The sequence below is a fragment of the Dyadobacter sp. HNCC25DJ186 genome (genome assembly GCF_056895235.1).
On the sequence record NZ_JBXHAS010000002.1, the window covers coordinates 893346 to 913896 of the forward strand.

Consider the following 20551-nt stretch of genomic DNA (forward strand, 5'->3'; position numbering starts at 1 on the left):
CCAAACCCGTTAAGAACGATTTAAATCCTGCAAAGTAATTTCAGCATCTTTGCTCAAAAAGTCTGCTTGTTTGACAACCTGTTTGCCACTTTCCAGCAATGCACTATCCGCAACCATTTTTACAGGTTCAATACAAGACGTATTTTTTTCCCTGAAAGGTTTGTTGAAAGATAAATTATACGCCGAAATGACTGACCAGCGTGGCTTATCTGATAAATTGGCATCCGAACGGTGCAGAATATTGCTGTGAAAAAATAGTGTGTCACCCGCTTTCAGTTCCACATAAACAAGTTCACTGTTTTTCTCAGCCTCCGCTACGAAATCCGGATCGGCACCCTGCTGCTCACCAACAAATGAGTGCTCAAAACGCTGCATTTTGTGGGTCCCTTTTAAAACCTGCAAACAACCGTTTTCAATATTGGCATCCGTGAGCGCAACCATGACCGAAATCATCGCTTCCGGATACAAAAAACCATTTTTATACCAATAGCCGTAATCCTGATGCCATTCCCAGGCGCCACCTTTTTTTGGCTCTTTTTGCATAACTTTGGAGTGAAAATGGCAAACTTCTCCTTCATTCCCGAGCAGCATTTCCACTGCTTTTATCATTCGCTCCGACCTGGACATCAGCCCGAAAGAATCGTCGCCAGGCGTAAACCAAAGCGTCAGTTTTGTACGGTTTCCGTTGGTATCTTTAAGGTCAAAAGCATGACTAGTCACACTTTCATCTGTTGCCAGACTATATAAAAGATCAATTTCTTCCTGACTAAAAAAGTTACGCTTGATTAAAAAACCGTCCTTTTCGAAATCAGATTTTTCGGTTATACTAAGTTCTTTTCCCATGAGTAAATTTGGCCTGTTATCAAAATATAGATAAATGTTCTTGAAATATTAACAATACAAAATACCGGGATATTCTGTCGCATTTCTATCAGAATATCATTAGTTTTATATGTTATTTTGAATATCGTGGTCGAAATGATACCTGAAACTTAGAACATACCAGATGAAACCACTTATCCAGAAGTTACCGATAGACAGTAGTTCATCATTTGTTGCCAGAACATATTCGACGCCTTATTTTGAAACACCCTGGCACCAACATGAAGAGTATGAATTGCTTATAGAGACTGTGGGACAAGGTTCGGTATTTGTTGGTGACTTTATCGGAGAATATGAAGAAGGTGATGTTTTTCTGCTTGGCAAAAACCTGCCGCATTGGTTTCGAAAAAAAGAAACAGAGGCGAACGGAAGCGCTGTGGTTGTTCAGTTCAAGGAAGAGATTTTCGGTGAAGCATTCCTGAAACTTCCGGAAATGCAACAAATAAACAACCTTTTAAAAAATGCATCACATGGTATCGCGTTAAAAGGCGCCCTTAAAATAGCGGTTGGTGATACCTTAAAATCAATAGAATCCTTGACAGGTTTTTCCCAGCTTTCGGCTCTGCTGAACTGTTTGAACCAGATCAGTATTTCAGATCAAATAACCTTCCTTACCAATTCGCCGATCGTTTCTGTTTCTAAACAGGATCAGGATCGTATCCACAAGGTTTTCGAATACACGATGCAAAATTTTCAAAACAAGATCCTGCTCAAAGATGTTGCAGCTATAACCAATCAAAGCGAGTCGGCATTCAGCCATTATTTCAAAAAAAATACAAAGAAAACTTACATCCGGTTTTTAACTGAAATCAGAATTTCTCACGCCTGTAATTTACTTCTGACCACTGAAAAGTCCGTTACCGAAATATGTTATGAAAGCGGTTTCCATAATTGGTCAAATTTCAGTGAACATTTTAACAAAATATTAAAACAGTCGCCGATGAAATATAGAAAAGAATTTTTCCTTCGGGAGTCTCCGGGATCAAATACATAATAAGTCTTAATATTGCGGACATGATGAGGTAAATTCTATACTGCCAGGTAGGTTGATTCTGGTTTGTTTAAAAAACAGTCTACTCTAAGATAATCACTGCACGTTAATATTAAAATATTTACCCGTATAATTAACTATCTACAACACTGGCAGCCCCACCAATAATACAAAGACCCTTCTCTTGTGAAATTCGGATGGGATGTCTTGCAAATAATTATCCGTATCTGCCTCTATTTGAATTAAATAGAGGCAGATACGGATAATATATTTCGACTGCACTAATCTATTGGGCATTGCTTGAAATTCCACTAAATCAACGGCTTCATGTCCTTTGAGGAAAGCATACCTGGCCTCACCTGAAGAACGCCTGTCAGCGGATCGATTAATCCGTTTCGCTCCTCTTCGATATCGGTTGCCTGCGTGTAGACATCCCCTGCAATAGCCCTTTTTCTGAGCTCCCGTTTGAATAGTGCGATTTGGCTTGCCCTGTCATTATCATCCTTCGGCCCACCATAGTCTTTGAAACCAAATCCTCCCCACTCACTTACGATTAAAGGTACCTGTTTCCTGTAAAAAAACGGATCTCCGACCACAAGCGGAAAAGCTGCTACGGTCTGCATGTTGCCCGCAGTAAGTTCATCAAGCAGCCTATTCCATTGTTCAAGTTCGGGGGTATACAAATGCGCACTAAGCAAATCTGATTTTAGCCTTCCTTCGCAGGAGATATGCTGCCAGCCATCATTATCTACAACAAGAAACTGCGGATAGGAAATTTTCATAAAATGATACACATCAATAATATACTCTCGGGTTTCAGCATTACTGGCAATATCCTGCGCACCCCAGTCCTCATTGTATAGACTCCATATGACAACTGACGGATGTGTTCCGATTAGCGTAAGCATACGCACAAGTTCTGCACGATGGTTTTCCCGGCTTTTCCGGGTTGACTGGTGCGGGCTAGGAACTTCAACCCACAATAATAGTCCGATTTTGTCGGCAAGTTTATATACCCGAGGGTCCACTCCTGCAATATGTATTCTGACCAGGTTGCATCCCAGCTTTTTGATAGCAAGCAAATGTTTTTTTATTTGATCATAGGTTGAATTTCCCGGCTGATAAAGAATACCATCCATATAAATCGGTTCATTATTCAGGTAAAGCCGATTGCCTCGGGCTTCGAATTTTCTCAGTCCAAACTTGGTCTCAATTTCGGAAACAGACCCTTCTTTATCAACCAGTCGCGCGACTAAGCGGTATAAATTTGGATAATCTACTGACCAATAGAGTGCTTCATTCAAATTTACCACAAGCCGCTGCGCTTTCTGTCCTGCTTCCAGCACCAGGTCATATTCATCCTCAGCCACAGGAAGGCTGTCGCCACCGACCTGAAAAACTGACAATTTAATTTTGTATTCACCCGGATCATGAATACGCGTTGTTAAGGTAAACCGAACAAGATCATCCTCAATAATACTCACAACGCCTACTCTGGAACGTAATCGGTTTCGCTCAACTCTTTCAAGCCATATACTACGAACAGCACCGGTAAATGTCTGATACCAGATTCCTCCGCGTTTGTAAACATGCGACTCTTGTTTCCCGCGTGGGATATCCGCATCCATACTACTGCATACCCTGACAGTTAGCCGGTTAGTTGGTAGCAATGTTTCAAGTTCGTAGGAGAAAGATGTATATTCCCCAAAGTGTTTTTCTTCCCCTTCAATGGTTGAAAGTAGCATACCATTCAACCAGACCTGAGTCTGGTAACCGCAAGCGCCAAAAGTAAGCTGAAGGATGGTGTCACTTAATTCTGCTGATAAAGAAGGTTCAGGTATTTCAAATTCCCGTTCATACCAAACCACAATTTGGTCTTTCCAGTCGTGCTGCGTTGCAGCCAGGTGCTGCTCAACACTGCCAGGCCAGTTCGCAGTTTGCGTGTAGTCATGATGAGTATACCAACTTTCTCTGATACCCCTGTCATCAGAATCGATCTCAAACTTCCATGCTCCGTCCAGTAAGACGTATTCGTTTGGCCTGAGAACAGCCCTCGGAATATCTTCATGAATTATTCCAGCGTCCAGCGACGCCTCCTTGCTTTCAGATGAACCGTAATTGGTATGATGTTGCATTTTTACCTGTTTTCAGATTTTCAATCCTGAATTCCAGTCAATTGATATTCAGGAAAGGATATTTGATGACAAGTAAATAAATATGCCAGGTTAGTTACCCAACGCTAATGGATGGTTTAGGTATCCCGATGGTTCACCGAGATTTGTTTCTGCCAGTATACAAACGGAATAGGCAAAATAATCTCAATAGCCATGAAAATCGGCATAGGAAATGGCGGCAGGCCCAAGGACCAGACAGATAGTAACCTGCTCAATCCGCCCAAAAATATCATTCCCCAAATAAGTCGATAAACAAAAGTCTTTTTTTCAATATTTGGAATAACTGCAAAGACGGATGTTCCCAACCCAATGGAAACTCCGTTCAAAAAGCGAAGATTGCTGTCCAATAAAACATTTTCTGAATCGGACAATCCAGGATAGATGGGGTTGAAAATTCCTAGTAACCCAAGTATTCCGGATAATATTGGCGCCAATGCCAGCAGGCACATCATAACTTGTAACAGTTTCTTGCTTTCAGTTCCGTTCATTCTTCTCAATATACAAATGTCTTTTTAAATCATACCCCAACTAGCCGACTAAAAGTATCCAAAATTAGTGATACCTGTGAGAAGCAGAATAAACCGTAACGTAATCACTGGAATACTATGCCGTAGTGCTTTTCCTGGTCAGGCTGCGGGGTAAACTAGTTTCCCCATCGATTCATATCAGCTTCTCCATCGGTCCGCCCCCCAATTTGGGAATTCCGGGTGCGATATGCCAAAGTTCTTCACCTTGTTCAATCAGATCGAGGTGAACAGTGCCTGCCAAATAAAACAACCATCCGGCAATTAACCGGATGGTTGTCAATAGTTGGCATCATTCTTCTCATACAATAACAGAGTCAGGAACTTCCAGCGCTGCTACTGTAGACGACAATATTATTTTTTTATAAATTTCCTGGATTCAATGTGTTTGCCATTTGTAATCTTCAAAATAAACGCGCCTGATGAAAAGGAACTGATATTAAAGCGTTCTTCAAAGTGACCTTTTACATTCCGGAACTCTTTTGATAACACCTCATTACCTGAAAGACTATAGATCGAAATAGATACCGGCGATTGTGTGTCCGTCTCCGTGGTAACAGTGATCATATCAGAAGCAGGGTTTGGAAAGACGATGGTTGTCGGTAATTTTTCGGATAACTCCTCTCCCGATAAAGGGGACGCCGCAATTCTGGCAGATGCGCCGGGTATTACTCCCTGATCATCTAAACTCCACTTAAATGACGAGTAAGTTGTGTTCAATGTATTCTGAACAATGTTGGTAAGATCGACGAGCGAACCACCGGACGGACGAATATACAGTCCGGATTTTCTGTTTTTAATCCAATAATACCCAGCCTCATCTGAAACTTCAATCTCCCATTGGAGTTCAGTGTTTCCTTCATTTGAAGCCGTTAGAACAACCTGTGATAAAGTCGTATTATCAGCAACAGAACCGTTTGTGGGTTGAACGGCATAACCCGAATATTTATTGACAATATGATAATAGCCCGAAGTTGGAGCTGCCTTAAATGTCCATTGAAAAGAACTCAAAGTAGGTGCCGCAGCTTCCGCATCCTGTACGATTAGTGAAGTTGCCAGGCCATCTTTTGGTCTCAGGTAGTCCGCACTCCATTTGTTGATCACATGAAAATAAGACTGGGTTAGAGGATCGCTTCCCGCAGCCGTCACTGTAACCGATATCGCCGTAGAAGTTGTAGTCGCACCTCCGTTGTCTGTCGCTCTGGCGGTCACGCTATGCGTTCCCACACCGGCATTGACCCAATTATAGGTATACGGACTTGTGTTATCGGTTCCCAGCAAGGTAGTCCCGTCGTAGTAAGACACAGATGAAACCGTACCCGGGGCGGTATCGCTGGCATTTGCCGAAAGCGTAATTGGTGTCCCGTAGGTAACGTTGGTAGCACTTGACACCAGCGATACACTCGGTGCTGGGTTGGCTACCGGATAGTTTGTCGTAACGGGAGCCGTGTAACCGCTACGGTATTCAATCTTTTTCAGCATATTACCGGCTGCGTCGAAATTAAACAACAGGGTTGAATTTTTATATAAGATCGAGTTTGAAAAATCAATATTCACACTCGCGTTAAATCTGAACTTCAACGGTGTATTGGCCGCAGAATAAGTACCGCCTGCCGTAGAGAATTTCACCGAAAACGGATAGTCCGTCGCCGATTTATTCATTAACATAATGGTATAACCGTTCGCATCCTGCATACCAAACTCCATGATGTTGTAGGTGTTATTGTCATTGATCTGGCCTTGCATGTAAGTGCCCCGTTTGTTCTGACTTAACATTTTCATGTGCTGGGCCGTAGAACGAAGCGTACCATTACTCTCCAGCATTCTGAACTTATTTCCCTCTTCGACTGACCAGGGCGTAAAATAAACAGCGCCATTTGCCAACGCCTGTTTCGCCATGATCGCCATGTACTGGCCCGCTGAAAAAACACCCGGGTCTACACTTACCTCCGTGTTATACTCTCCTACTGCAATTTTCAGTGGTTGATTGGCCGGGCGCTGAGTGTTCGTGGCATCAATCATCGATTTCAGGATCGCGTATCGTCCCGCCATGGTTCCTTCATTGGCATCACCGTAAAAGTGAAAAGCGAAAATATCGACAATAGGATCACCATTGTAAGTGTCTGTGCCTACTCCCGATGCACCGTTAAGAAAATCTTTATACCATTGTCCCAAAGGGCCCGTTGTGGCAGTTCCCCACCAATGGCGGAAGTCGGGTCCGCAGACAATACTATTAGCGTCTTTTGCCTTGATAGCCTTCGCGATGATACGGAACTGGTTTTTCCAGCCTGCGTAATTATACCCGTCCTGATAAACAGTTCCGGCATACCACGCATCCCAGTTATTGGAAGGGTCAGGTTCATTACCGATTCCCCAATAAACAATACCAAGGTTTTTGGTAACATTAAAATAGTCCATCCACTGGGCTGTCTCTGTCGCCGTCAGATCAATTGGGAGCTGGACGAGCGGGATGAGATTCATTGACTTGATATTGTTGATCGCCGTAACGTACCAATCCCTGTCAGCAGCGGTATTTTTTGAAACATTGGGAAAATTACCACCAATCCTCACAATGGAGCAGTTCCATGTACTGGTTTCAGCCATGTTTTCTGCGAATTTATCAACCGTCACCCCGTTCGTGTACGTTTGGTATTCCCAGTAATTCATTCCAAAGAACTTGTCGGTACTCTGTGCGAAGGCAATCGAAAAAGAACAGCATAAAAATGCCAGCATAAAAATTATTTGACACCCCTTGTGACTGACAAACCGGCGCTGTAAAGGAATTGTAAATTTTAGGTTTTTCATATGATTTTTGGTTTTGGTTTATGGGGTTTTGAAACCATGACCGGATTTTAGCACAAAACCGGTCATGGCGATTAATTCTTGCGTTAGTTTTTGATTACTTTTCCGGACTGGATCTGTGTTCCGGCCTGGATCTTCAAAACAAATTCGCCGGAAGGGAAAGCGCTGATATCGAAGTCCTTTTCAAAATGGCCGTTTACGTCTTTGAACTCTCTGGATAGCAACCGCTTTCCGGAAATATCATAGATCGAAATGAAAACGGAGGATCGAACCTGTACTTCGGTGGCAACGGTGATCAGGCCACGCGTTGGGTTCGGATAGATCACGGCAGTTTTCTCTTCTGAGAATTCTTCCATTACAGATGCCGCTGCAAGTCTTGCCGGATTTGCCGTTGTAACATTGACATAATTGATATTCTGGTCGGCAGTATCCATGACAATCCTAAACACTTTCTGTCCCTGCGTCAAAGGAATGTTTGGAATAGTAACACTTTTAAAATCCTGCCATGAAGTACCAACAGGAATGGCAATGGGGCCGGTTACGTTGACACCATCGACTTCAAGGTGCATTGTTTTTCCGGCAGCAATGGCGGCAACACGAAACTCAAAGTTATAATTACCGGCAGCAGTTACATTTACCGTATATTCTGTCCACTCCCCGGCCACCGCGTATCCGATGTTATAACCGCCTTCCGTCGCAGCCTGAACATCCACGTCATCCGTCCGGTAAGCTGCCCCACTATTGCCGGAAGTAACATCCGCGTACGCTACATTCGGGCCACCAAGGTCATAGTTTTCCGCTTCTATTTTACCGGGTAATGCCACTGCTATGCCGCCAAAGGGAGATTGTGCAGTTGGCGAAGAAGTAATAATCAATTGTGGCGCATTTGCCCCTTCCTTAGTGCTCCATACCGTTTGTGGTCCACTGGTTACGGTATTTTTCATGTTGAATGAAATCAGATTTCTTCCCGCCGCCTTCTCTGCCTTCACATAATTGGTTACGTCCCAGGTGTAATACTTTCCGGCGACATCGTTAACGTCCGTTGTGGCTAGTGGCGCCGTGCTCGCACCCGGCTTATTGGTCCAGTTGATGGTTGACTCAGTCCAGGTTACATTGGAAACCGAATACATGGAAACCGGAATCAAACCCGCACCACCGAGGTTTCCAAACACGCGTATTTGTGCTGTGGTAACGCCGCCGCTTATAGAAGTGAGGTCAAAGCCTAAATAACTTTCCCGGTTAAAACCGCTATTCGCTGTGCCATCCAATTTGGTTTCCATTTTTGCGGGATCAGTAGCTCCGTAATTGGTACCAGCGTTGGCGCCATCGCGTGTGTAAGCATCTTTGTTGGCAGTAAGTGTCGTATTCACCAGAGTGGACGGAACAAATACGGCAGTATAGGTCACATCGTTTACAGGAATTGTAAAATTCTGATTCATCGTTCCGCCGTGCTGCCAGCCGGAGAATTCGTAGGAAGTTCCGTTCAGTGTTTGATATTGATCTGTACCCAGTGTGAATGGAAATTTTTCAACCGCTAATGTAGCATAGGGTGTTGTATTCGGCGATCCGTTCAGATTGACCTTTAAACCGGCAGGTTGCGTAACAAGGCTGACCGTCGAAGTTTTAGGATAAATGTCCACCACCGCAGTGTCTGCCAGGCCTTGTGAATCTTTCACAATCAGCGAAAGCCGGTACCATACATTCGCTGCCGGTTCACCGTAACTGCATTCTAATGAACCCGTTTTGGTACCCGTTGTACCTACGCTGGGATGCGAATGGGTGTTATGATGGAAGTCGACATTCCAGGTAAAGGCTGATGCAGGCAAAGTTCCGTCTTCCGCATCGGTCGCATTACCGGAATAGGAAATGATATCTCCATAGGAATACGTTGTCGTCGTAGACGGGGTCAGTATCTGCGCTACCGGTGGAGCATTATACGCTAATACGGTAAGGGTTGCATAAGTACTGAAAGCAGTTCCAAAGCTGTTGGTCACCTTTGCCCGGTACTGCCCTGCCTGGGCCGCTGTCACACTGGGTATCGTATAAGTCAGGGCATTCGCACCAGGAATATCGACCCCACTTTTTTGCCATTGCACGGTTAAAGGATTCGCACCGGAGGCGCTGATTGTAAATGAAGCGGGTTGCCCCTGGGCAGCTGCCACATTCACCGGATTATTCGTGATGGCGGGTGCACTGGTATTGGTATAAATAATTTTATACACCACCCCATTTTGCAGATAGTACAGGTTACCGTCTATCCCTTCATCGATTCCTATCAGATCAGCACCCAGATTGCTCCCAAAAGTTGATTTCACTTTGGTAGCCGGATCAATATAATTAATCCAGTTATTACACCAGTCAAGGTAAAAATATTTGCCCTTGTGTGAGGCCGGATAATTGCTTACCGCCGCATCTACAAACACTCCGCCGGAAATCGCGCAGCCCTGGTCTGTGTTGCCAATGACGGGTGTAAATGAATTGAGATAAGAGAATGCAGCGCCGACATATCCGCTCCCGGAACTTCCGTGCGTCACATTCGGCCAGCCGTAGTTACCACCTGCGGTTGTTGCGTCATTGATCTCCTCCCGGGATGAGGGTCCCACATCATTCACATAGACCGTTCCTGTTTCCGAGATATCAAACGTAAATGGATTGCGGTGCCCCATCGTCCAAATACTTTTGCGGGCATTATTAGCACCGGCATCGTTGAAAAATGGATTACCAACAGCAGGAGTACCATTGGCATTCAGTCGTAAGATTTTCCCATAATATACATCCTTGCTCTGTGCATTCGAGGAAACGCCATGGTCACCCACAGCAACGTAGAGGTAACCACCCTTAAATTTCATCGCACCACCATTGTGAATAGTAAATCCGGTCGTAGGAATATCCAGAAGATTTACCTGACTATTAGCCAACATCACGTCACCATTCGCCGTAACCCTGCTGATGCGATTGGCAGAACCATTTGAAACGGTATAGTACAGATAAACATAACCGTTGGTTGCAAAATTAGGATCAAGCACAATCCCACCAAGCCCCCTCTCATCCGTTTGATTAACCGACATGGTTGCAAAACTGGTTGCCAGGAGCGCCCCGTTTTTAATTATTCTTACTCTGCCATCTTTCTGGACAACAAAGATTCGTCCGTCAGGTGCAAAGTCCATCGCAGTAGCCGTACTGTTCGCCATACCATTCGTCACAGTGACCCGGCTGAATCCCGAAGGAAAAGTCTGCGCGTTAGTTTGGCTATGAACCAGACTCAACAGAAACGCCAGAAAACCTAAAAACACCCTTGAGGTGGTTGAACATGGTAATTTTTGATTCATAGTCATTCATTTAGAAGTTAATAAATTGTGTTTAACGAATTATTTATTGCATTTGATTGTGTAAATATGAGTATCCGGGGAAATTGTGAGGGGATAAAAACGTCTGAAATACGGGAGAGAAATGTCCTAAATGAAAAGAGCCCGCTGTAAGCCCTTTAAAACGAGGCAGATGTGAGGAATGTCCAAAAAAAATTTGTCTGCGAAGAAGATTTTTTACATCCGGCGGGGTTGCAACCTTATGTGCACGGCCTCAGATGGACCTGTCATGCAATAGAAAAAAATAAGGGAAGCAGCAAAAAAGAAATTGCCCGCCAGAAGAAATCTTCGAACGGGCAATCAAAACTTAAAACTCAGACCTGCTCCCAAGCGCAGCAGGCCTGGATCATTCTTTCATCAATATCTTAATATCCTCGGCAAGCCGCTCCATTTCGAGGGAAAGCGTACCATTGTAAACACCCCGAATTCTTCTTTCCCGATCAATCAACAGGCAGTGCTCAGAATGAACAAATCCGGTAGAATCTTTGGTCAGTCCCATTTCTTCTTCTGCGAAATACGACCGGCGTGCCAACAGGTTAATTTCCTCTTTGCTCCCTGTCACAAGATGCCACTGGGCTGAACGGATGTTATACCGGGAAGCAAATTGATTTAACTGCGCGACAGAGTCTACCCACGGCATAACAGAGTGGGAGATAAAAAGGATGTCTTTATTATCCTGAAACTGGTTTGCAACCAATTTGAGATTGCCCGTCATTTTGGGACAAATGCCAGGGCAAGATGTAAAGAAGAAATTCGCCACATAAATCTTCCCGTCAAACATCGCATTAGAAATACGTTGATTGTTCTGATCAATCAACGAAAATTCGGCGATCCGATGCACCGGACTTTTCACTGTATCCATATCCCACAGAGGAGTGAAATCCGCCGTGTTGTAATAGGGTAATGTTTCTTCATTTTTACAGCTGGCTAAAAAAAACGTCAGCAAAATGAAGAGTAAACAACTACCCCTTCCGAAGACTTCTACACTGTTTCCTACCCGACAAACCATAGATCCGATTGTTTTTCACCACATAATTAGCGTATATACTTCCATCCAGGTTCCACATTTTTTGTGTACCCTCCTCATGTCCGTTTTGATAAGTAAAATCTTTGTAAGGCATTCCGCTTTCGTACCAGTCCTTTGCGTGGCCGTTATACTCATCATTTTTGAACTCGTATTGAAACTTCATTTTCCCGTTGGACCACCAGCCCTTATGCACCCCTTCTTTCCGTCCGTTTTCATACAGACGTTCTTGCATAGGTTTTCCTGAAGCATACCAAGACCTGCTCAGACCATCAAGTTTTCCCTGATGGTAAAAATCAATTGCCAACGTGTCCGCATCGGAATTCAAAACAAATGACTTGCCACTAAATGGTTTGGCGTTATAATAGGTCACTCCCCTCGTCACGTTGAGCTTCACCAGATTAACGGTTTCGATCTTCCCGTACGGCGATGTCTTTTTGTTGATGCAAGAAGCTACAAGCAGGCAACATTGCAGTAAAACAAAAAAAACCAAACATGAAGTAATTCTCTTCATCATTTTCATTAGTTACTCACCGTACCAGCCGTGCCGTAAAAACCATTTCCGTTGATGTAAGGATCATTCGACGTGATATGATAATGGTAAATACCCTGCGGAAAATCAGCCGTACTGTGTGTATGACCATGATAAGCATCAAGATCAGTATTCTGAACTGTGGTGCCATTTTCTGTCGGTCCGTACACCGGAAAGCCATCAAGCAGAAAACCCAGCAAAACATCTTTCCCCTTTGTTGAGGTAAGGTAATAAGGCTCAGCGTGATAGTGATACTGATTTGTTGCCGTGGGATGACCAAACTGCTGATCAAACGAATTGATTTCAAATGTCAAAGGCTGATTAGGGCCGGCATACTGATTGAAAAAAGGAACGCCATTCAACGAAACACCGATTGCACCTAAAGGTGTAGCGCTGTGCGACGTGCTTGCTACTGGATTAAGCGGGATTTTAAATGTAAAATTCTGATCCGCTATTTCGTTAGGATTCAAAGCGAAGTTGGGGTTATCTCCATTGTAAGCTTCATACAAAGCACTTTCCCACGCTGTGCCTTTGTAATACGGGCTTTTATGATCCGGCCGTCCGCTGGTTTTGATCACGACAAAGTTGCCTTCCACATAAAGGTCTGTAGCGCCGTAAATTTTTTTATACACTTCCGGCACTTCGGTTGCGGCAGGTACCGCCTCTTCACTGCTGCTGCAGCAGCTTAGTATGAGCACAATTAAAAAATTAAATAGTGTCATTTGGATGTTGGATAATTTCATAAAACTGCGTGTTTTTTTCCTTTATTTTCATTCAGAATTCTGGCCATTCTGATCCGTTTGACGACTGTAACTAGTAAAAGTTTAATAAGGCCGGCTACAATTTTCAACAAACGGTCCCGACACAAACCTCATCGGGCCAGTTGCGTTACCTGATCAATATTTAAAATCGAATTGATCCTTGACAATTCGTTTGACGTAAACTCAACATTTTGAAGACATTTAATGCTGTCTAATACCTGCTCTGGTTTACTTGCGCCGATCAGTACGGAGCTTACCCGTGGATCTTTTAAAATCCATGCAAGTGCCATTTGCGCTAAATTTTGTCCTCGTTCTTCGGCGAGTTGGTTAAGCAGACCCACCTTGTGTATTTTTTCATCCGTGATTTCGTTCGCATCAACAGCGCCATTGCCTCTATGGCTTGCGGCTCTTGAAGCTGCGGGGATACCTTTCAGGTATTTATTCGTTAATAAGCCTTGTGCTAAGGGAGAAAATGGGATGCAGCCTACGCCATTTTCTTCTAAAACATCCAGCAACCCATTTTCAACCCAACGATCAAACATAGAATACTTTGGCTGATGGATCAGGCATGGTGTTCCCAGTCGTTTCAGGATGGCAAATGCTTCCGCGGCTTCTTCTGGCTGATAACTTGATATACCCACATAAAGAGCCTTGCCTTGCCTGACCATTAGATCTAATGTTCCCATTGTTTCTTCTAATGGGGTATCAGGGTCTGGGCGGTGATGATAGAAAATATCCACGTAGTCTAAACCCATGCGTTTTAAACTTTGGTCAAGACTGGCAACCAGGTATTTTTTAGATCCAAAATCTCCATAAGGCCCTGGCCACATACCCCACCCTGCCTTCGTGGAAATTATCAATTCATCACGATACGGAATGAAATTATCCTTAAATAGTTTCCCGAAATTTTCTTCCGCGGAACCTACCGGTGGACCATAATTATTGGCTAGATCAAAATGATTAATGCCATTGTCAAAAGCTGCTTTTAATATATTACCTGCATTCTCCAGTACATCAATATGGCCAAAGTTATGCCACAGTCCTAGGGATAGCGCAGGCAACTTCAAACCACTGTTCCCGCATTTCCGATACTCCATACCCTGGTATCTACTTTCACTTGCTGTATACTGCATTTGTCTTTTTTTTAATCCGTTTTTTAAAAAATTATTTTACTTCTCAACTTCCAAAAGTGCCTTTACCACGATTTCAAGGTCTGATACACCCCGGAACCCACTGAACCCGACTGACAAAATTTGGCCATTTTTGAGTGTTACAGGTTGACCGCCTTCCCAGCCGATCAAGTCCGGTGCTTCAATTCCGTTGGCATTTTCATCGATTTCCTTGTTAAAAACCATTCGTTCATAAGCACCGGTTTTGACACCCGTAAGCCATACCTGACTTGCTTTGGTCCATGCTACCTGATAGGATTTACGAAGTCTGGATTTATCAGATCCAAACATTTTACCATAAACCATCCCGGTATGATCAATGATGCAGATGGCAACATTGCCATTTGAAATCATTTCATCTTCCGGTTTTTTCAAATAATCATAAATTAATTGATCAATTTCATCGAATAGTGAATTTATGATATCGAGTATTTCTTTGTTGTACATAGCGTATTTTTTCCGACCATTATCGGTTTCGTTTTCCTAATCTACTCGTTTGAAATTTAAATAATCATAATTCATATCGCCGATCTCAACCGTATGAATCGTGATGGTTTGTATTCCTTTTTTTAAGTGGATTTTGCCGATATTATCCAGGTAATTCCAATGATGCCATTGACGCCAGGGCACTGTGTCTGCGGCTACAAAAGTGGATGGAATGGTAATTGGCCCGGTCGCAAACTTATCATTGACAGCTAATCTGATAACTCCATTTTTGTTTGAAGTAAACATTAACCCAATTTGATAATGACCGGTTTCCTCTACCCTTACGGTATATTTTGTCCATTCACCGGCTTTTGTCCAGCCAACGTACAACTGGTCTTTTTGTGGCTCTGACAAATTATAATCACTGTTATCAATCGGTGGATCTCTAAACTTGGTGTAGGAAATATCAACCGGCTCATTTATTCTAAATTCATTCAAATAACTGCCATCTGGTTTATTTAATCTGCCACTTCCCGAGTTGATGGAATCTAAATCATGAAAGGCAATCCCTTCTCCGCCAAAGTCATAGTATTCACATTGCAGTTTCCCGGGAATAACCTGCGGACCATTCTTATATTGGCTGTCAAAATATACTTTGCCTTTATATTTTGAAGTTTGACTTTGTGCTTCGCTTGGATTTATACATACCAACGAGGCACTGATCAAACAGAAACGCAACACTACTTTTACCAGCGCTATTTTCATATTAATTTTCCATGTTTCATGATCCTATAAAAATATCATTTTTCATGGGCTTGTGTTTGATTTCTAAAAATGGTCTATCTATTTCGTCTTGTACATCACCAACCTGATCATCCAAGAAGACAACAAACCTGCGCCCTATTTTCTGGTTGTCGGAATAAGCGCATCCCGGATCGGCAACACCCATTTGTCCTTTTCCATATCATAAAGAATAAAGTCGGAATCAAACTGCCAGTAACTCCAGCTCCATTTTCTGGCCTCAGCCTGCCTGGCAATATAGTTGGTCCATCGAATGCGGGACGGTAAATCCGCTTTTTCATAGGCGCCGAACTCCCCCAGGGTTAATGGCCGGTTGTGTTTCTTCGACCACTCCTGCGCCATATCAAAATCTGCCTTCACAGCTGCTTCTTCCTCCTTTGTTTGTTTCCATTCTATGCCGCTCAGATCTTTGTTTTTCACTGACCACGGAGCGCCCTGATGAGTAAATTGTATCGGACTGTAATAATGGATCGCCACGATGATATTTCGATCCGCTTCTGGCAAAGTCAGGTCTGGCAAAAACTTGATTTGATTTCCATTGATCGTTCCCACAATGATGGTGCGCTTTGGATTTGATTCCCTCAAAACCTGATACGCTGCCTGATGAATTTCATTCCAAACTTCCGGCTTCATATTCGGCTCGTTGGCAATTTCAAACATCACATCACTGGAGTAACTTTTGCAATGGTCGGCGATTTGTTTCCACATGGCCAGAAGTTTTGGCTTTGTACCCAAAGGATCTTTTTGCATCGCATTATGCTCATGAAAATCAACGATGACCATAAGTTTGTTTTTTAATGATTCGTTGATCGCCCAATCCAGTGTCTTGAAAAACTCAGGCCGGATCGTATACAGCGAATCATTCATTGAAAACTTGAACGGACCGATGACGATGCGGACATTATCAAAACCTGCCTCCTTGATAAGCTTGAAATGCTTGTCTTTCATCCGGGCGTTCAACGGGTCTTTCCACAGTGGATCATAACCAATAATGTTCACACCACGGCCAAGTTTTTCATTTTGACGGAAAGCGTACCCTTTGCCAGATTCATCCTGCGCTGACAGATCAACAGCAACAGCAAGGCTGAGAAATAAAAAGAGGCAAAAAATTTTCTGACTGACTATACTTTTCATAGGGATTTGCTCAATCGGTTGTTAAACTATTTTATGTTAAAATCACTTGTACACTTCGTGGATGGCCTTGTTGATTTCGGTCAGCATTTGAGGAACCAACGCAAAGGGATCGTAGGTCTTACCACGTATGGCAAGCGTTTCGATGGGTAAGTAGCCCTGGTATCCACCCTTTTTTACGATTTGGATCAAGCGGTTGTAATCGGTTGGTACTTCACTACCTAATCCAAATACACTTTCCTTCACCTGCCAGTTGATAGCGTATGGCATGACCAGTTCAATGTCTTTGTATGGATCTTTGGTTTTAAAATTGCCTGTATCCACAATTAATCCGGCCCATTTGGAATTGACGCCTTTCAAGACGTAAATGCACTGTTCGGCTGTCTGGAGCATATCCCCATGATTTTGTACACCGATTTGAACGCCGTACTTTTCGCCATGGGCCGCACACTCTTTGTAACATTCAATCATCCAACCTGCAACTTCCTCCCATTTGCCTTCATAGCCTTTGGGAATTTCGCCGGAAAATAAACGGACCATGGGAGCACCCATTTTCGAGGCAGCAACGATCCAGTTTTTGGCCAGCTGAACTCCTTCCGCTCGCACTTTTGGATCTGGCGATGCAAAATTATTTCGTATTCCTGTTCCGGTAATCACGATACCCAGTTCAGCAGCCCGGTCTTTAAACTTTTTCAAATATTCGTCTGACGGAACTTCCGGGTAAGTAGGAAAAAAATAAGCAGTCGGATCGAGTGCCTTGATATGGTTGGCCGCGCACCAGTCAAGCAAATTAAATAAAGTGTATACCTGTTCTTTGTTTCTTGCATCGCGTGCTGTTAACAGGTCACTGAAAGAATAGGCATTGAGCGACGCGATCACCGGTACATCCTTCTTTTCACTTTGCTTCTTTTGCGCGCTTACCGGAAGGGCGTGGAGATTTAAAATTAGAATAGCCGCGAAGAGCGCAATTCCTTTATAAAAATTTATTTTCATCATATTCATGTTGATACCTATCGTTTTCATTATTTAAATATTCCATTACTAATAAACGCAACCTTTTTACCGTCGGGCGACCAGCTTGGAACGTTCATGGTACCCTGTCCTCCGTACACATAGGCAATCACCTTTGCGTCACCACCCTGAACCGGCATCATTCTTAAATAAACACGTTCATAAAAAGGATGTTTGTCGGCCGGAACTTCCTTTGCGAACGAAACGAAGACCAGCCATTTATTGTCGGGTGAAATATGCGGAAACCAGTTGTTCATCTCGCCAAAAGTTAACTGCGTCTGATTTTTCCCATCGGGATCCATTCGCCAGATCTGCATCGTACCCGTTCTTGTGGAATTGAAATAAATGTATTTTCCATCCGGTGAAAATTCGGAACCATCATCAAGGCCTTTTGCAGTCGTTAACCGAATTTCCTCTCCCCCCTCTTTTGCGATCTTGTAAATATCAGGCTCACCTTCCCGCTCACCCGTGAAATATAAAAACCGGCCATCGGGTGACCAACCATGAAGATAGGAAGGACTTTTTTCCGTTACACGCCTGGGAACACCACCGGTAACCGGTAGCGTGTATACGACCGACTGTCCCTTTGCCTCCGGGGGATGATGACTGATACCGATCTGCTTCCCATCAAAGGACAGGACGTGATCATTGTTATTCTTGATAGCAAAGTCTGTATTTAACTCGATCGACAGCTTCGTTGCGAGATTAAAATTAAACAGCTTGCCAGCTGCATTATAGATTAACGTTTTTCCGTCCGGCGTCCAGTTTGGGGCCTGCCATGACCCTTCCGCACCGGCAAGCACCTGGCGATTTCCCGTGGTCACGTCCATCACTTCCAGCAAACTTCCGATATAGGTTTTATACTGGATCAGATCATGGGGAGCCACATTAAAAACACGTGTATTGTTAAAAACGGCTTCTTCTGAAAATGCATTGGTGTGTGCGCAAACGAAAAGGCCCGCGATCAAATCCTGACCAAGATCGATACTATCCAGTTTCTCAACCTGATACAGTTCTCCAAATCGTGCCACTGACATGATGTAGCTATTTCCCTTTTTTTCCAGCTGAAGCACATCAGGTGCTTTAATCGCCAGTTTTATTTCCTTCATGGTGCCACCCTGCGTTGTCCGATACTGAAAAGCAGTCAGGCCGTCGCCATGAACTGTGCAGGCGATCACCGGAGCGTTGGGTGCGCCTGAACTTCGGATCATCAGACCCGCCTTTCGATGCGGTTCATGTCCCTCACCGATAAATCCGACCCGGGTCTGCATAATAAAATCGCCATTCATTTTTTTACTTAAAAACGCGAAACTATCCTGACCAAACCAGATATTGGAACCTGAGCCTGAGAGATGATATGTTTGTGAAGCTTCATCAAACCGCGCTGAACCAGGGATGGCCGGTGATCCGATGTCAGAAAATTGATTAAAAATTCCGGTATTACTCCCTGGAACCTGAGCGTACAGGTCTGAAAAAAAGAAGAAGCAAATAACGGTAGAAAACAGGAATGCAATTTTATTTCGATCCATAGGGCTGTTTTGAACTTTCTGTGTTAAAATAATTGATCAGGTTGAAGACATTGTCGTTGAGTATTTTCATCTCAGTCAGGAGTGGCTGGTATTGATTAAATTCTGAGTCCACCATTCCTTTATTCGAATCCCGGTTCGATTCATCTACATTCAGATTTTTAGGATCGTTGTCCTGGTAGGTGAACCAATGCCAGCCCACACAATTTTTACTTTTGATGAGCTCGATGGCAAAATTTTGATAAAAATAACCCCGGTCCTGCTGCGTTTTGACCAACCATCCGGCACCGCCATTATTCGGCAGTCCGGAGTCAATCCCCTTGGTATACCACTCCGTGATCAGAAATGGTTTGCCTGCCCATTGTTCCCAGTTGCTCAGCATGACCGGATCCGGCTGCCACATTCTGTAATGATTGATAGAGACAATGTCCATGTACTTGCCCGCCACCTTAAAAATTTCCGGATTCGTTAATTCCTGCCGGTTGGTCTGATTAAACCGACAACCCAGGTACATGTGATTGGGATCGTACTTCCTGATCGCAGCCGCTACTTTGCTGAGATAGGCCTCGAAGTAAAAACCTGAGAATGCGAGACGATCCTCCTCGGTAATGTCTTCCACTTTTGCCTGTTTGCCCTTGCGATCATCAAACCATTTTCTTGCCGCGATATAACCGGGCTCATCTTTTGCAAGAGCCGTTAAATGGATATCCAGTGCGTCTGTTTTCCAGGGAAGTTCATTGTCGGTATAATAACCGAGTAAAAATTTATCGTCCTTATATTGTGCAATTTCCCGTATCGTTTTTTCAACATGCCGATCAAATTCAGGGTCAAATACCATCGTCAGGTCAAAGCGAAAGCCTTGCCACCCCGCTACTGTATATTTTCCTCCGAAACGTTTGATGTGCTCGGCCTTATAACTTTGCATCGGGTTAACAATGACCGTGTACACCAGTGGTGCCTCAGATGCCCTTATTAAATCAACCGCCGACCAGGCTCCGGTTCCGTTAAATCCTTTTTCGCGCAGCAATGCGCTCTCTTTTTTTATCCAGCCCTTTTCATCCTGATACTTTTCCTTCATCCTTTTCTGCTGTAACTCGGATGCTCCCGGCCGATATACGGCAACGCCTTTATGGATGAACGGATATCCGTCAGGATCGATGATCCACCACCGGTCCATGATTTTTTCAGTACGAAAAAAACCTGTGGCCTTTGTTTTATTGACCTGCCAGCTTCCGTACTTATTGAGTGAAGGCTCCTTTTCAAATTCAAACCCGGGCAACTGATCCACGGTTTTTGCCTGATAATTGATCCAGGTGGTGTCCGCATTTGATTTTCTGGCAGCTACCGTATGAAAGGATGCCTTCTGCGCGTATATGCGGGGAATAACCAGTATGATGAGACAACAAATACGCAACAACGTTCTTAATCGCAT

16 protein-coding genes are annotated in these 20551 nt (G+C 43.8%); 1 reads left to right on the forward strand and 15 read right to left on the reverse strand.

Going from position 1 to position 20551, the window contains the following annotated elements; translation table 11 throughout:
• Nucleotides 1-9 precede the first annotated feature (9 nt).
• The gene (locus AC1XUO_RS08725) at nucleotides 10-843 is read right to left on the reverse strand and encodes a phytanoyl-CoA dioxygenase family protein (protein WP_483329386.1); all 834 of its coding nucleotides are present in this window, start codon (nucleotides 841-843) and stop codon (nucleotides 10-12) included.
• Between the two features lie 163 nt (nucleotides 844-1006).
• Here AC1XUO_RS08725 and AC1XUO_RS08730 point away from each other — a divergent pair, with 163 nt between their 5' ends.
• A complete protein-coding gene (locus tag AC1XUO_RS08730) occupies nucleotides 1007-1876 on the forward strand; it encodes an AraC family transcriptional regulator (protein WP_483329387.1) in 870 nt (289 codons plus the stop codon).
• A gap of 308 nt (nucleotides 1877-2184) precedes the next feature.
• Here AC1XUO_RS08730 and AC1XUO_RS08735 read toward each other — a convergent pair whose 3' ends face one another.
• From AC1XUO_RS08735 to AC1XUO_RS08800, 14 genes are all read right to left on the reverse strand, one after another.
• Nucleotides 2185-4008, reverse strand: coding sequence for a glycoside hydrolase family 2 protein (locus AC1XUO_RS08735; protein WP_483329388.1), 1824 nt, complete (start codon nucleotides 4006-4008; stop codon nucleotides 2185-2187).
• A 116-nt stretch (nucleotides 4009-4124) separates the two neighbouring features.
• Complete coding sequence (locus tag AC1XUO_RS08740; RefSeq protein ID WP_483329389.1) at nucleotides 4125-4535, reverse strand: DUF4345 domain-containing protein; 411 nt, start codon at nucleotides 4533-4535, stop codon at nucleotides 4125-4127.
• A 390-nt stretch (nucleotides 4536-4925) separates the two neighbouring features.
• Nucleotides 4926-7376, reverse strand: coding sequence for an Ig-like domain-containing protein (locus tag AC1XUO_RS08745; protein WP_483329390.1), 2451 nt, complete (start codon nucleotides 7374-7376; stop codon nucleotides 4926-4928).
• Between the two features lie 83 nt (nucleotides 7377-7459).
• Nucleotides 7460-10702 carry a PQQ-dependent sugar dehydrogenase gene (locus AC1XUO_RS08750; protein WP_483329391.1) on the reverse strand — a complete coding sequence of 1081 codons (3243 nt, stop codon included), beginning with the start codon at nucleotides 10700-10702 and terminating at the stop codon, nucleotides 7460-7462.
• 382 nt (nucleotides 10703-11084) lie between these two features.
• Nucleotides 11085-11600 carry an SCO family protein gene (locus AC1XUO_RS08755; protein WP_483329392.1) on the reverse strand — a complete coding sequence of 172 codons (516 nt, stop codon included), beginning with the start codon at nucleotides 11598-11600 and terminating at the stop codon, nucleotides 11085-11087.
• A 100-nt stretch (nucleotides 11601-11700) separates the two neighbouring features.
• Nucleotides 11701-12279 (reverse strand): toxin-antitoxin system YwqK family antitoxin, encoded by a 579-nt coding sequence (locus AC1XUO_RS08760; protein WP_483329393.1) that lies wholly within the window; start codon nucleotides 12277-12279, stop codon nucleotides 11701-11703.
• Nucleotides 12280-12284: 5 nt separating this feature from the next.
• Complete coding sequence (locus tag AC1XUO_RS08765; protein WP_483329394.1) at nucleotides 12285-13016, reverse strand: YHYH protein; 732 nt, start codon at nucleotides 13014-13016, stop codon at nucleotides 12285-12287.
• Nucleotides 13017-13165: 149 nt separating this feature from the next.
• On the reverse strand, nucleotides 13166-14188 hold the full coding sequence (mgrA, locus tag AC1XUO_RS08770) for an L-glyceraldehyde 3-phosphate reductase (RefSeq protein WP_483329395.1): 1023 nt from the start codon (nucleotides 14186-14188) through the stop codon (nucleotides 13166-13168).
• Nucleotides 14189-14224: 36 nt separating this feature from the next.
• The gene (locus AC1XUO_RS08775; RefSeq protein WP_483329396.1) at nucleotides 14225-14671 is read right to left on the reverse strand and encodes a GlcG/HbpS family heme-binding protein; all 447 of its coding nucleotides are present in this window, start codon (nucleotides 14669-14671) and stop codon (nucleotides 14225-14227) included.
• 36 nt (nucleotides 14672-14707) lie between these two features.
• Nucleotides 14708-15415: a carbohydrate-binding protein gene (locus tag AC1XUO_RS08780; protein ID WP_483329397.1), complete on the reverse strand. Its 708-nt coding sequence runs from the start codon at nucleotides 15413-15415 to the stop codon at nucleotides 14708-14710.
• A 135-nt stretch (nucleotides 15416-15550) separates the two neighbouring features.
• On the reverse strand, nucleotides 15551-16585 hold the full coding sequence (locus tag AC1XUO_RS08785; RefSeq protein WP_483329398.1) for a glycoside hydrolase family 5 protein: 1035 nt from the start codon (nucleotides 16583-16585) through the stop codon (nucleotides 15551-15553).
• Between the two features lie 42 nt (nucleotides 16586-16627).
• The gene (locus tag AC1XUO_RS08790; RefSeq protein ID WP_483329399.1) at nucleotides 16628-17605 is read right to left on the reverse strand and encodes a sugar phosphate isomerase/epimerase family protein; all 978 of its coding nucleotides are present in this window, start codon (nucleotides 17603-17605) and stop codon (nucleotides 16628-16630) included.
• Nucleotides 17605-19122, reverse strand: coding sequence for a TolB family protein (locus AC1XUO_RS08795; RefSeq protein WP_483329400.1), 1518 nt, complete (start codon nucleotides 19120-19122; stop codon nucleotides 17605-17607). Before AC1XUO_RS08795 ends, AC1XUO_RS08790 begins: the two co-directional genes overlap by 1 nt.
• On the reverse strand, nucleotides 19109-20551 hold the full coding sequence (locus AC1XUO_RS08800) for a hypothetical protein (protein ID WP_483329401.1): 1443 nt from the start codon (nucleotides 20549-20551) through the stop codon (nucleotides 19109-19111). The genes AC1XUO_RS08795 and AC1XUO_RS08800 overlap by 14 nt, the downstream gene beginning before the upstream one ends.